Here is a 14947-nt window from a genome sequence, read left to right as displayed (position 1 = left end):
TATAGCCTGCTTTAACTAGACCAAATTATGATAATAGAAAATACATACGGGCCATCCATTGTTATGAGGATTTTTAATAGCTTGTTGATTCTATTTTGTGGAGCCTACGTTGATTTGTGCTCGAATTTAGTATTAAGAAATTAGATTAGGTAACATCCATACTGAGACTACTCCCCGCAGATCTTTGGAAGAGGCTTGACTCTCAGGGTCTATTTTATGAAAAACTAATTTTATAGTGTGTAACATTACATAGCACAATGTTGATTCTATAACAGAGTAAAGGAGTAGTTATTTTGGATCCGTACTTATATTTGTTTTTTCATGTTCTATCACATGCTCTTCTTGGGGCGGTAATTGCATACTGCTTTTTGCCAAGGGATACATGGAAAAATCTTATGATATGTCTATGTTCGGGTGCACTGTGTGGAATATTTCCTGATATTTTTGGGGATAGAAGTGTAGCTCCGTGGTCTCATTCTATATTGTTTACACCCCTTTTAGCTTTAGGAATAGCATATTTGACAAAACTGTTCTATAAAAAGACAAGTTTCAAATTAATCTGGGGATCTTCTATTTTGTCTGTCTTGTTTGGACACTTATTTTTAGACTATATGGGACATGATTTACCAGCATTCTATCCCCTTAGCGATAAGTCATATATTATGGGAGCCATTACATTGGGAGATCCATGGATATGGTTTCCATTAATTATTGGTCTTGGATTGAGTGTTTTTTTGAGGAACAAGCCTAAATTACCCGTAGTTACTTCGATACTATTCATATTGGTATATTTAGTTTTTCGAATAATATCCAAAGAAATAATCGAGCATAAAGTTCAAGTTCAACACCCGGTTCCTGAAAAGTCATACATTATAGTGGAGCCCGATAGTCATTATGAATTTCCTTTAGATCCCAGAAAGTGGTTAGAGTTCAGGTTTCGAGTCATCAGTCCTCATTTCTCTAAAGGTGGTGATGCGGGTATACTGGGAGAGAAATCAGACAAACTATTCTGGTACGATTTTTATCCAGTAGCCTTTGAGATAAATTTATCAAGAGGAAAGTATGTTCCAATAAATTCACAGGATTCTAAAGTTGTGATATCTGTTACTAAGGAATGGAAAGAAGCGGGTTCTAACTTTATTCAGGGAAAGTATGATGGAAACCTTCTTACCTACAAAGAAACCACCAATGGTCAGTGGGAAGAAGTTATACCGCAATAGTTTTCTACAGTTTCTATCCACCATCAACCAGCGGTCTGGTTGGTGGTTTTTCTGTTTATGCTATAATCTTTGTAACATAAGTTGATGCTAGCCCGATATACTCTGTATCTCCCAAAGGAGGCAAAGAAGCATGAGCCAAACGCAGCAAGAGATTCGCGATTTTGTTGCAGGGATACAATCATATGTCTCGCCCGTAAATGTGATTAATCCTTGGAGAGATTATGTGACGGGCTATGATATCGGCCCCGAAGCGGTGAAGATTCGTTCGGAACATTTGGTCAGGTATTTGGAACCGAGAATGTCCAAGGCTCGGTACATTTTTATTGCTGAAGCTGTGGGATATCAAGGGGCGAGGTTCTCCGGCGTACCCTTGACGTCCGAGCGAATGGTTACCGGGAATCACTCGCTGGTGAATCACCAGATGATTTTTTCCGGTGAGCCGGGTGTTCGAACAAGCCTGCCCAATATCGCCAAACCTAACCGGAGTCAGGCGCTGTTTGGTTTCGCAGAGCCAACAGCATCCATCATATGGGCTGAAGTGTTATCCAGTTCAAGGTGGAAACCAACGGACTTTATATTCTGGAACATCTATCCCTTTCATCCTTATCAATCTTCTGAAAACAAGATGACGAATCGTACGCCGACTTTGGCAGAGTTGGGGGATGGTTTGCCATTTGCCAGACAGCTTATGCAACTGAATCCTGATGCTCAGATCGTGGCTATTGGCAGAAAGTCAGCAGACACGTTAAGCTACCATCTCATTAAACATCACCATGTTCCTCATCCTGCAAATGGAAGGGCAGTACAATTCCAAAAAGCAGTAAGGTCAATTATCTAGCCCATTTTGAGCTGAAGGGATGTAAGGCATAACATATGCACCTTATCGTTCAAGTGCCCGCACATAACGTAGTGTCCTATCATATATAGATTGGTTGGTGAAGCAGAATGAATGAAAAATACTGGCTCGTGGTTCAATATCCACTGAAGAGCGCGCAGGGCAGCAAACGAGATCATTGGTTGAAGGAAAAGGTGATGGAATATCTGGAAACCGTTCTGACCCAGGCGGAGTTGGGAGAGGTGGATGGATGTGACCTGGGCAGCCGTGTGGCTGATCCGAAGGAATATGTAATGAACATTTTCTGTGTGGTAACGGACGAAGATCGGAGCATAGCGCTAGTTAAAAAAGTGCTGAGAGAGAGTCGGCTGGATTACACCCGCATCCAAATCGCTACGATGCCATATGGCACAGAAGGAAGCTACACGCTGAAATATGCCTCCAAAAAAGGCGTTACCGAATTCTCGCTTTGATCACGCTTCGTTGTTTCTTACCATAACGAACGCTATGCTTGTCCTGCACTAGGGCAGTATGCTCCCGACATTTTTCCCACTTAAATTCATCATACGAGAAAACCATAATTGGACTTCCCAGCCTTAACCACTCGATCAACACTCTGTAAGTAGTAAGATTATGCCCGTAGATATTGTAATCTTGCTCAAAAGTATGCCATATCAAGGTAGACGTTTACCATCTTCTTTTGTGTACTCAGATCCTCCGTCTCTCCCCCGCTTCTCTCTCCACCCGGCACAAACCCCAACTTATTATCTGTACCTCCAACATTTTATAAAGCAGTACTTCTTGCGGCTCCAATTAGGGGCCCCTACCCGCAGCATTCACCACGATCAGATCCCCAAAGCCTCATTTCACTTCACTCAGTCAAGCTATATCCAAGCGATAAAAAGAGTTGAGCCTCCTCCATGCACAGTCCTATAATATACAATTGTATAAAATCCGAGAGAGTGGTGGATATCACAACAGGTCATCCGATCACAACCGATAAACCCATCACACATCGGAACCAAAGGAGGTCACATTGAATCAAAGAGCCAAAGATGCAACAACAGATGAAGGAGCAAGAGAAGTAACAGAAGGGGATGAAAAATAGAAGTGAAAGCAACAGCCCAATCAGATATTGAGAGCGATGCAGAAGCAAACGCAAATGCAAAAGCGAACACCAGCGCAATGAAGACGAATTGGACTCCCCGTTTCAAAGCGTTCATTCAACGCAAGCCCAAGACGCTGGCTTTTAAAATCCCGTTTGCCTACTTTGTCATTATTCTGCTAACGGTGGCGTTTAGTGCGTTGGTTTTGAATCGAATCTCGGAAAATGACGCGCAACGAAAGATCAATGAAGCATCACTGCAGACAATTACATCCATTGAGACCAACGTTAATCTGATGATCGAGAACGTGAACAATTATTCGAAAATGATTTTCTCTGATCCCAACTTGCAGAACCTGCTGCGGCAGGGCAATGTGTACTCCAATTTACAGACACAGTCCAAGGTCAGCGCGTATTTGACCAATCTTATGCAAGCGGTTCCAATTATCGATTCAGTATATATTTACGATAATTCGGGGCACCGATTCTCGGTTGGTACACAGGAATGGCCCACGTTTATGGAAGCAAATGTGAAGGAAGCGCCGTGGTACGAACAGGCACTGAAGCACAACGGAAGATATCTGCTCAGGCTGAATGGTGGCAACAACGACAGCGGAGTTTCGGCGACGGGGGTGAATGATGGGCAAGAGGTGGTCTCGTTTATTCGCCTCATTCGGGATTTGGATGATACGTCTCCGCTTGGGTTTTTGGTCATGAACATCAAGGGCAAATCCATCGCTCAAGCCTATGCTAACCTATCTGCACCGGATTCATTTCAGGTCGCCATTCTGGATGAGCATCAGCGGGTGATCGCAACGAACGCAACCGATGGAAAGAAGGCTGTACCTGCTGTATCCGACGAATCCATGTCTGTGGCTTCTGAACAGGAAGGGATGTACGAGATGTTAGAGGCCAATCAGGCCAAGTTAAAACAAACATTTCAAGAGCAATCCTCCGGCTTCATCACCTTGCAATCGGGTGGTCAGGAATATGCTGTGACCTATCGTTCGTCTGGTGATGATCAGTGGAAATTCATCAGCATGAGCCCATACCAGGCTACCGATACCCGCAATAAATCCATGGTGCTGCTTGCGCTGATCCTACTGGCGGTAAACGGGACTGTCTTTTTTGTCAGTTCATTCATCATCTCGCGCAGCGTCATTAAGCCGATTCACAAGCTGCTTCGCTCCATGCAGAAAGCGCCAAGTGGCAACTTCCGCAAAGTGACGGTTGAGCTGAACAGTTACGAATTCGCACAGCTATATGGAGGTTACAACCAGATGATCGAGCAGATTGACCAGATGCTGAAACGCATCATTCAGGAGCAGCAGACGATCCGCCGAGCAGAGCTGAATACACTTCAGGCGCAGATCAAGCCACATTTTCTATATAACACACTTGATTCCATTACCTCCCTGGCAATGTCGGGTATGAACGAAAAGGTATGTGAGCTGTTAGAAGCGCTCGGAAGTTATTATCGGCTGAGTGTCAGCAAAGGGCGTGAACTGATTACACTGCACGAGGAGGTTGAGATTGTACGCAATTATCTGACGATCCAGCAGGTGCGATACCCCGGTGTATTTGAGGTGCAGTACGATATCGATTCAGGCTGTGAACGAGTGATGATTCCCAAGCTTGTGCTCCAGCCGTTGGTGGAAAATTCGCTGTATCACGGTATTCGTCCCAAAGGCAGCCCGGGCACGATACGCATCCAAGCTCGTCGATCCAAGGAGGGAGTACTTCTAACGATCACTGACGACGGAGTCGGCATGTCCGAGGAAGAAGTGAAGCAGATTCAACGAACAGAAATGAACAGGTCTAATCGCTCGAACTCATCTAACCCATCTAACACTTCTAACTCTTCTAATCCTACTCATAACTCTAAACACAATCCAAGCTTTGGCTTGTGGGGAACGATGGAGCGGCTTCGCATTTTCTATGACAGAGAAGATGGACTCAAGCTGCAGAGCGAAGTTGGAAAAGGAACCACCATTATCATAACGATCCTGAAGGGAGCCGATGAATCATGGAATTAACTGTGGAACCATTAAAGGTATTGATTGTGGATGATGAGTACCTCATCCGAAATCTGCTGCGTATGCGTATCGATTGGAAGCAGCAAGGCATGAGCATCATTGGCGAGGCCTCCGATGCTGAAGAGGCTTTGAATCAGGTTGAGCTGTTGCGTCCAGACATTGTGTTCACGGATATATACATGCCAAAGATGGACGGCATTGAACTGAGCGGCATCCTCATGGAGCGTTACCCAAACATAAAAATCGTCGTTGTGACGGGACATGATGAATTTGAATATGCTCGTCAGAGTGTGAAGCTGGGCATATCCGATTTTATTTTGAAACCCATCCGTGCTTCTGAGTTATTACAGGTTACGACGAAGCTGCGAATGGCAATCGAGCAGGAGATGGGGCGTGAGTACGAGCTGATGAAGCTGCGGGAGGAGATGAAGCAGAGCTTGCCTTATCTCAGGGAGAGGTTTGTGAATCAATGGTTAAGTGATGTGATGCCTGAGGACGAACTACAAGAGAAGGCGCGTTTCTTTGGCATTCCTATCTCATCTGGTGAACCAGGATCACGCATCGCAGTAATGGAGGTGGAGGTTGCTGTACCGCAAGCGAAGATAGCTGCACCAGAGGTATATCCACATCTGTCCGAACCATATCACCAAACACTCCAAACACACCAAGCACACCAAACACATGAAGCACATCGAGGATCCCAACAACAACATGGTCAGCCCCAATTAAGCCAGCATCAAACAGAAGCCCATCGACAACCCGCTGAGGAAATACATATTTTGCTGCGAATGGTAGGCATGAAGCAGGTGCAGGCATTTTATCCGCAGGATTCGCAAACCATTATCGTCATGGACCCGCATAACCGGATAGTTGTGCTCTCATTTGGTGAGGATACGGAATTTGCCAATCAGGTGCAGCAGCTTCAGGAAGAACTTCAACATACACTTAAGCTCGAAGGGTGTGAAGTTGATGTGACCGTAGGGATTGGCCAATGGCAATCAGGATGGGGAAGGGCCTGTGTGGGATACCGGGAAGCTTGTCGTGCACTCGATTATCAGGCGTTTGTGGGGAAAAATCAGGTCATTTGCTTCGAGGATCTGGTCATCGAAGGCGGAAAAAGCCGGTACCACTCGGATGCTCAGCTGCTCCAACAACTGCAATTTTACGTCAGTGTTGGTGCGGGGGAAGAAGCCGTATTGTTGCTGGAGCGTATGCTGTCTGTGCCGTTCTCGGACGTTTCACAGTTTCGGATGGCAGCCATGGATGTGGTTACGGAGTGCCAGCGTGCTGCCATAGAGCAACAGCTTGAGGGAGAGCACGCATTGAACAAAGAGGCCGTTGCGGCCATTTTTACAGCAGATCATTTGCCCGAACTAAAAAGCATGCTGGAGCAGCATGTCCGCACCGTATCGGATGTCATACAAGCCAAGCGACAGGCCAAGGAAGGCAATCTGATCGACCGGGTGATCGCTTATCTTGAAGAGAACATGGGCAATGCGGAAGTGGGGCTTTCCAGCACCGCGGCTGCTTTTTACGTAAGTTCGGGCCATCTGGGGCGGCTGATGAAAAAAGAAACCGGGCAGACATTTGTGGAATATCTGACTCAACTCCGCATGAAGAAGGCTGAAATGCTGCTGAAACAGACGGATATGAAAGGGTATGAGATTGGGGAGCAGGTAGGCATCCCGGACCCACATTATTTCAGCGTCTTGTTCAAAAAACATATCGGCCGATCCATGAATGAGTATCGGAATGTAAAAACCTGAAAAACGAGAATGCAAAAATGGGGAGTGTGGGGGAGTGCAGAGAAGGTGTGAGCGCACCCCCTCTCCAATTCCACATATGTTCGAATATTACAAATCGATGCCTGTTTTCTAAATGGAGAACAACGCACAGTTCACCTAAAATATGGGCTAGAACGAACTAAAACACATAGGGAGGTCCATAGAGATGAAAGCGCTATTAAAAAAATCAGCAAGTCTAATTCTGACTCTGGGAATTGTAAGCAGTCTGGCGGCATGTTCATCCGGTTCGTCCGGTGGTACACAGGGGGAAAGTAATGGCAAGATCAAGCTGACGCTATGGGATCAATCGGTTGGCAATACCGATCCTTCGGCCAAGCTGCTGCCCGAGATTGTTGAGAAATGGAACAGCGAGCATCCGGACATCCAGGTTGAACGTACGGGCACGACAGGAGAACAGTATAAAACCAAAGTCAAAACATCGATTGCGGCTGGTGAGGCGCCAGACCTGTTCTATGGCATGGGTGGCGGCAGCTTCATGCAGCCGTACATCAAATCCGGCAATGTGCTGGAAATCTCAAGTTACCTGACGGACGATATCAAAGAACGAATGGGCCCGGGAATGGCTGAGGCCATTAATATGGACGGCAAAATCTACACATTGCCCGTGTACACACATATCGCCAATCTTTACGTGAATACAGAACTGTTCGAGCAGGCGGGTGCCAAGATTCCGACCACCTATAACGAACTACTGGATGCAGTCTCCAAGCTGAAAGCGGCAGGAATCACACCGGCTGTGATTGGAGAGAAGGACCGCTGGCCGGGCATGTACTGGTACGACATTATTGCGATGCGTCAGGCAGGCAATGCTGCGGTGATGGAAGCCTTTAAAGATCCGTCGAAATGGGATTCGCCCGACTTTGTAGCCGCTGCGACTAAGATGCAGCAGCTCGCGCAAGCAGGAGCGTTCAACAGCAGCATGTTCAGCATGAGCTATGACGAGATGCTTGGGGCATTTAATGCAGGCAACGGGGCGATGATGTTCCAGGCCAACTGGGTAAATGCAGGAATTGAGGACCCTTCCTCCGCAGTCAAAGGCAAAGTGAAAGTGATTCCGTTCCCAGTGTTTGAGGATGGCAAAGGCACAAATACCGAAATCTTCGGCGGAGCCGTCGATGGTTTCTACATCAACCAGAATACCAAACATTCGAAGGAAGCCGTGGAATTCCTCATGTATCTGAGCGAGCAACTTGGTACACAAGGTTTCCTGGCTGGAGCGGGTCTGCCAAGCTGGAAAACAGATGCACTCGACACGTCCAGCCTGTCCTCCCTGGATCTGTCTGCGGCAGATATTATGAAAACGGCGACCTCATTCATCGCGTGGTGGGATAACATTCTGCCAGCGGAGTCTGCCGAAGCGCACAAAAACCTGATTGCCCAGCTGCTTGCCGGCGATGTAACACCTGAGGAGTTCTGCAAACAGATGGCACAGCTCAAACCAACAGAGCTGAGTCTATAGGTCGCGCAGGCTAATATGCACGCAATCCTTACACGTGTATGCTCGTGAGCATGCCAAGCTGAAGCCTGCTAACAATGAAGATGAACCCAAACAAGGCGTGGTCCGGTGTATCCCGGTCACGCCTTTGAGAGGAGAACAATAATGAACTCTGTATTTTCCAATAAAGGCACGATAGCCGTCTTTGTACTACCCACACTGATTCTCTTCTGCGGCATTGTGCTCATTCCAATCTTTGTCTCCAGTTATTATAGTCTGCTGGACTGGAACGGCGTAGGCAGGGGTACATTTATCGGCCTGGACAACTATGTAGAGATGTTTAAGGATACCCGAGTGCTGAATTCGATCAAAAACTCCCTGTTATTCGCGGGTGCTTCGGTGTTCATTCAACTGCCGATCTCGTTGGTGCTCGCACTGATTCTGGCGTCCAACGTCAAGGGGGAAGGCTTCTACCGGACCGTGTATTTCATCCCGGTGTTGATCTCAACGGTGGTTATTGCCCAGTTGTGGTCAAAAATCTACAATGCCGATTATGGCCTGCTGAACGTGCTGCTGCAAAGTATCGGCTTATCCAGCCTGGCGCAGGACTGGCTGGGGCAGAAGGACACCGCGCTGGCGGCATCTTTTATTCCAACCTTGTGGCAGTACGTGGGGTATCACATGCTGCTGATGTATGCAGGTGCGAAGTCCGTGTCTCAGGATGTACTCGAAGCGGCTCGAATGGATGGTGCTTCCCGTATTCGCACGGCGTGGTCCATCATGATCCCGCTGATGAAGCCGATTCTGAAGGTAAGCCTTGTTTTTTCGGTTATCGGTGCATTCAAGGTGTTTGACCTAATCTATGTGCTGACAGGTGGCGGGCCATTTTACACTACTGAAGTGCCAAGCACGCTGATGTACGCTACCATTTTTGATACGTTCCGGTATGGATATGGCAGTGCGATCTCGGTCTTTATTATTGTGGAGTGTTTGGTGTGTACGATCCTCATTAATTCATTGTTCAAAACGGAGTAGAGGGAGGCATAAGGCATGAGTACCGTAGAAGTCATGTTGCATAAAAAGCCCAAGCCGAGGTCCATCTCCGGACCGATCGGGAAAGTGTTCCTGCAAGCGTTTCTGATCCTCGTCGCGATTGTGCAGATCTACCCGCTCATCTGGCTGGCGCTGTTTTCCCTGAAGGATAACAGTGAGATTTTCAGCGGTGATGTGGCCGGGTTGCCCAAAGCGTTTCTGTGGAGCAACTACACCAAAGCAATGTCCGACGGCCATGTGCTGACCTATTTTATGAATAGTGTGCTGGTTACTGCGGCCTCCATTGTCTTGGTACTGATCCTGTCCTCCATGACGGGTTACGCAATCACGAGAATGAACTGGAAGCTTAGCGGGTTGACGATGACGATTATTTTGCTGGGCATGATGGTGCCGATTCATGCGGCGCTGCTGCCATTGTTTATTATTTTGAAGAATCTGAGCCTGCTCAACAGTTACTGGTCTCTGATCATTCCCTATGTGGCATTTGGCATTCCGATGGCGGTATTCATTCTGGGCAGTTTTTTCAAAGGTATCCCAAGAGAGATGGAGGAGTCGGCGGTTATCGACGGCTGCGGCATATACCGGACGTTTTTCTCCATTATCCTGCCTCTGGTAACCCCGGCTATATCAACGGTAGCCATCTTCACATTTCTGTCATGCTGGAATGAGCTGATGTTTGCAGTTACGTTTATCAATAACACGGCTTACCAGACGTTGACGGTGGGTATGATGTCGATGGTGGGAACGTACATTACGCAATGGGGTATCATTGGTGCTGGACTGATGATTACGACAGTGCCAACGGTGGTCATCTATCTGCTGCTGAACAAACAGGTGCAGAAGAGTATGATCGCAGGTGCAATCAAAGGTTAGCTGGAGGCTGGACTGGAGGGCGTGGCGGTAGAAGGGCTTACTGCTCGCTCGCTGTACTCTCTTTCTGGTGGATATCGGCTTGATTTGGGATTTCGCAAGGTGTGATCTCTGGACTAGACCGGAGCCTGTGGTCATGGAATAATAAGGGGGTATGTAGCAGGCAGTTGCAGAGAGGGGTCATTATTTATGGTCAATATCGCGATGGTAGAGCAGGAGTCTGTTCGGGAAAAGGTTGTGGCGTTCACGTTTGATGATGGGCCACATCCGGTGTATACACCTCAAGTGCTTGAGATATTCCGGCGTGCCGGTGGGCAGGCGACGTTTTTCATGATTGGCCAAGAGATAGAGAACCACCCGGAGATTGCGGCGGAGGTGCACCGTGAAGGGCATGAGATCGCCAACCATACGTACACGCATCCGGATCTGACCAAGTTGACGCTGGAGGAAGCCGGAGAGGAGCTGCAACGTGCAGAAAATCTTGTTCAAAAAGTTACGGGGCAACCTGCCCGCTGCTTCCGACCGCCGTATTTTGGCGTAAACGATGATATATTGTCTCTGGCGGCGGAACGTGGATATCGTACGATTGGTGCGGTGAACGGTGATGCAAGGGATTGGGACAATCCCGGCGTTGAGCACATTCTGGAGCATACTCGGTCAGTAGTGAAACCCGGCAGCGTGCTCATATTCCATGACGGGTACGGGGATCGTTCCCAGACGGTGGAGGCGGTTCGTGTGCTGGTGGAGGAACTGGTCGCGGAAGGGTACCGTTTGGTGACGGTGAGTGAGTTGTTAGACATTTCTCGTGAGCATGATGCAAAGACGACATAATCAAGTGGGCCCATCATTCTTTGAATGACAGGGTCTTTTTTTAATATATATAATACATAGGAAGAATGAAGCGGGAGCACAAACTTTGCTTGCCCTCTCAAACTACTTTATAATAATAGGCTAAACTAGATTATGTCAGGAGGAAACAATGGACTTTATCAGAAATCAACTAGAAGAACTCGGCATGAGTGGACCCTCCATTGGTTATCTTTCAAACATCATTATGATTATTTTTATAGCAGTGATCTCGATATTGGCGAATGTGATTGCCAAGCGAGTGGTACTGAAGACGGTTCATCGTATCGTAAGTAACAACCGTTTCAAGTGGGGCCATATTGTGGTTCAGAAAAATTTATTTCAGAAGCTGTCGCATCTTGTGCCAGCCATTATAATCTATTATTCTGCTTATATTTTCTCGCCCTATCAGGCCATAATTGAAAAATCAGCAATGACCTATATGATTGTTATTATGATTACGGTTCTGAATGCTCTGCTGAATGTCTTCGATGATATCTATCGTACCTATGAGGTGTCGAAGATACGCCCAATCAAGAGTTACATTCAGGTAGCCAAGATTGTCCTGTTCATTATCGGGGGCATTATCGTTATTTCCAGCCTGATCGGACAGAACCCACTCATTATCCTTAGTGGACTTGGGGCGTTATCGGCGGTATTAATGCTCGTATTCAAAGACTCAATCCTGGGCCTCGTGGCCGGTGTACAGCTATCGTCAAACGATATGGTGCGCGTTGGTGATTGGATCGAGATGCCAAAGTATAATGCGGACGGTGACGTCATCGACATTACATTGAACACGGTAAAGGTTATGAATTTTGATAAAACGATTACGATGATTCCAAGCTACGCCCTCATTTCGGATTCGTTCCGTAACTGGAGAGGCATGCAGGTGTCCGGCGGCAGAAGGATTAAGCGGAGTATCTATATTGATATCAGCAGTATCCGTTTTTGTACGGAAGAGATGGTAGCTGAATTTGAGAAAATCCACTACCTGACTGATTATGTCACGGCAAAATTGAAGGAAATTCAAGCATACAACATGGAGCACGAGGTGAATACCGAAAGCAACGTGAACGGCAGACAACTGACAAACGTCGGTGTATTCCGGGAATATATCCATCAATATTTGAGGAATCATCCAAAAATCAATAAAGATATGACGATGATTGTGCGACAATTAGCACCGGAAGATCGCGGGCTGCCTCTGGAAATCTATGCATTCAGCAATGATATCAACTGGGGTGTATATGAGAACGTTCAGGCGGATATCTTTGACCATATCTTCGCGGTGGCGTCAACATTTGGACTACGGGCCTTCCAGAATCCAACCGGACATGACATTGTGCAACTGAAAGAGGATAAGCAATATGCACGAGAGTATTAAGAAGATTTATCAAAATAGATGTGACGGCCACCATATTGGTGGTCGTTTTTACGTTTGGATGCCCCTCCAAATTGGCCATGGGTGAGAACACGTCGAGTGTTGGTAAGTTGGCTAATTTTAAAATTACAGGAACAGATCCAAGTGCTTTATTTATGAGACTGACGGCACAGTTCTGGAATCGGGATCAAATACAGTTAGCAAAACAGAATTACTGTAAAAACAAGTAGACAATATGTATTTCTTTACATTATAATCTAATTAATTCCATATTTTGAAAGGGGTGATTTGGAGCTTTTTCTGATCAGGCGTGTCTATGAACGAGGGAAAAGCATGGAGTCTCTTTGGCGTGCTAACTTTTCAAAAGAAATGGAGGGAGAATGAAATGAAGAAAACATTGTATTCTGCTATTATGATGACGCTTTTATCAGGATCGATTGTGGGTACGGCCTTGGCGGATAATTACGAGTCGAATGACACTTTGAGCAGCGCGTATAAAATCCCAACGCAAACGGTGGCCACTCCCTACGGTCCGGCTTACTGGGGTGGAAGTGCTTGGTCTTATCTATCTTCCCCGACAGATGTAGACTACTTTACATTCAGAGGGCATGGCAAATCTGTCGTGCTGGGTTCTCCTTCCGGTTATGATTACGATTTGTACGCCTATGACAGCGCTGGAAATTTGGTTGCTTCTTCTACGAATACGTCAGGAGCGGATACGGTTCTTGTCGACTACAATAATGTATATTTTAAAGTGGTAAGCAAAGATGGAAGATACAGCGATACCGATGCTTACAGCGTAACCTTTTATAAAAGGGATGTCTGGGTGCCGTGACCAGCTCGTGAGAGTAAAATAACGTTAGGTATCGTAGACTTTAATGCTTCCGTCTCATGAATAGGAACTCTACCGCCTCAATGAGGTAGTAGAGTTTTATTTATTCAAGCCAATGGTCTGGAAGAATGGGTTATCATTTCCCCACTTGAGTTCATTGGAAAATTTAATGGAGGTGAGTGTCGTGGCACGTGCATTAGTTGTGATGATTCCTGCAGAAGGCCATATCAATCCGTCGCTTGGATTAATCAAGGAACTGGTTGAGAACGGTGATGAAGTGGTCTACTGTTGTACCGAAAAATACCGGACGAAGATTGAAGCGATAGGCGCACAATTTAAAGCATACTCTTTCAACGAGGCAACTCTGCTCAATAACCCTGGAATGAAGCCATTCGAACTCAAGCATCCTTACCAATTTTTATATATGATATTGAATAAAGTGATTCAACGCTTTATACCAGATGTTCTGAATCTGATCGAACATGAAACCTACGATTATATCATTTTTGACTCCATAATAGGCTGGGGAGGACAAATTCTAGGTGAGAAGTTAGGTATACCAACGGTATGCTCAACCAGCACCTTTGTTTTTGTGGAGCCTCTTGGATCAGACAATCAACTGAATGATGATACGGAGGAGGTCAAGGAGCTATATAATAGCATCGTGGAAATGTCCCAGCAAATAGCTTCCCAGTTCGATGTGGCTGTACCTTCCCTGGCGGAACTTTCAGGGCATTCAGGACAACTGAAGATTATCTATACAAGTCGTTATTTTCAACCCATGGGGGACAAGCTGGACGACAGCTTTGTGTTCACCGGCCCATCCATTATCCCACGCAAGGATGCGCCAGCTTTTGCAAGTGAATCTCTGCATGCTCTTTATAAGCAGGTCGTTTATATTTCGATGGGAACCATTTTAAATAAAGATCTTGATTTTTATAAGCTTTGCTTTACGGCCTTTCGTAATTTGCCTGTGCAGTTTATATTATCTTCTGGGAAGGATACCGATATAGAGCCCATTGCTGATCTCATTCCTGACAATTTCATCATAAGACCCTATGTCCCTCAACTGGAAGTGTTGCAGTGTGTAGATGCTTTTCTGACCCATGCAGGCATGAACAGTACCAGCGAAGCTTTGTATTACAATGTACCATTAATCATGCTTCCGTTAACATCGGATCAGCCGCGTGTAGCAGGCCGGGTACAGGAGTTGGGAGCAGGGGTCATCGTGGACAAAAATAACCTTACACCCGATGTGCTTAGAAACGCAGTATTAGAAGTGCTCGGTAATGCCTCCTACAAGGAGCATGCTGAGGTTATTGGGAAAACGTTACGCGATGCTGGCGGGTATAAGCAGGCTGCTATGGCTATTAAGAACTTTATAGGCAATCAGCCGTTATCGGCGACGCCCATCTCTTCGTTTGAATGAAAAGGAGAGCGTTCTTCATGAGAGCTAGAAGAGGAAGCCGTCACCCGACTAAAACGGAGTGGTGACTTCCAATTGATTCAAGCGCGTATGGAGGGGT

At 46.4% G+C, this 14947-nt stretch carries 12 protein-coding genes; all 12 read left to right on the top strand.

Going from position 1 to position 14947, the window contains the following annotated elements; genetic code table 11:
• The first annotated feature begins 293 nt into the window (after positions 1 to 293).
• The 12 genes from MKY28_RS25145 to MKY28_RS25090 all read left to right on the top strand — a co-directional run bounded on the left by MKY28_RS25145 (position 294) and on the right by MKY28_RS25090 (position 14850).
• Positions 294 to 1220: a metal-dependent hydrolase gene (locus MKY28_RS25145; RefSeq protein ID WP_036674729.1), complete on the top strand. Its 927-nt coding sequence runs from the start codon at positions 294 to 296 to the stop codon at positions 1218 to 1220.
• Positions 1221 to 1350: 130 nt separating this feature from the next.
• A complete protein-coding gene (locus tag MKY28_RS25140) occupies positions 1351 to 2058 on the top strand; it encodes a uracil-DNA glycosylase (protein ID WP_340937337.1) in 708 nt (235 codons plus the stop codon).
• Between the two features lie 107 nt (positions 2059 to 2165).
• Positions 2166 to 2528: a hypothetical protein gene (locus MKY28_RS25135; protein WP_340937336.1), complete on the top strand. Its 363-nt coding sequence runs from the start codon at positions 2166 to 2168 to the stop codon at positions 2526 to 2528.
• A gap of 637 nt (positions 2529 to 3165) precedes the next feature.
• Positions 3166 to 5196 (top strand): cache domain-containing sensor histidine kinase, encoded by a 2031-nt coding sequence (locus tag MKY28_RS25130; RefSeq protein ID WP_340937335.1) that lies wholly within the window; start codon positions 3166 to 3168, stop codon positions 5194 to 5196.
• Positions 5187 to 6962, top strand: coding sequence for a response regulator (locus MKY28_RS25125; RefSeq protein ID WP_340937334.1), 1776 nt, complete (start codon positions 5187 to 5189; stop codon positions 6960 to 6962). The genes MKY28_RS25130 and MKY28_RS25125 overlap by 10 nt, the downstream gene beginning before the upstream one ends.
• A 184-nt stretch (positions 6963 to 7146) precedes the next feature.
• Complete coding sequence (locus MKY28_RS25120) at positions 7147 to 8460, top strand: extracellular solute-binding protein (RefSeq protein WP_036616255.1); 1314 nt, start codon at positions 7147 to 7149, stop codon at positions 8458 to 8460.
• 141 nt (positions 8461 to 8601) lie between these two features.
• Positions 8602 to 9471, top strand: coding sequence for a carbohydrate ABC transporter permease (locus MKY28_RS25115; RefSeq protein ID WP_076210184.1), 870 nt, complete (start codon positions 8602 to 8604; stop codon positions 9469 to 9471).
• 15 nt (positions 9472 to 9486) lie between these two features.
• Positions 9487 to 10362, top strand: a complete 876-nt coding sequence (locus tag MKY28_RS25110; RefSeq protein ID WP_047841470.1) for a carbohydrate ABC transporter permease — start codon at positions 9487 to 9489, stop codon at positions 10360 to 10362.
• 186 nt (positions 10363 to 10548) lie between these two features.
• Entirely contained in the window at positions 10549 to 11190 is a 642-nt protein-coding gene (locus MKY28_RS25105; protein ID WP_076254276.1) for a polysaccharide deacetylase family protein, read from the top strand.
• Positions 11191 to 11338: 148 nt separating this feature from the next.
• Positions 11339 to 12592, top strand: a complete 1254-nt coding sequence (locus tag MKY28_RS25100) for a mechanosensitive ion channel family protein (RefSeq protein WP_076254274.1) — start codon at positions 11339 to 11341, stop codon at positions 12590 to 12592.
• Positions 12593 to 12974: 382 nt separating this feature from the next.
• Positions 12975 to 13424, top strand: coding sequence for a hypothetical protein (locus MKY28_RS25095; RefSeq protein WP_036616266.1), 450 nt, complete (start codon positions 12975 to 12977; stop codon positions 13422 to 13424).
• 181 nt (positions 13425 to 13605) lie between these two features.
• Positions 13606 to 14850: a macrolide family glycosyltransferase gene (locus MKY28_RS25090; protein WP_340938041.1), complete on the top strand. Its 1245-nt coding sequence runs from the start codon at positions 13606 to 13608 to the stop codon at positions 14848 to 14850.
• Positions 14851 to 14947 lie beyond the last annotated feature (97 nt).

It is taken from the genome of Paenibacillus sp. FSL R5-0473 (assembly GCF_038004565.1).
Lineage (GTDB): Bacteria > Bacillota > Bacilli > Paenibacillales > Paenibacillaceae > Paenibacillus > Paenibacillus amylolyticus.
The sequence above is the reverse complement of the archived record's forward strand: the minus strand, read 5'-3'. Positions and strand labels throughout refer to the sequence as shown.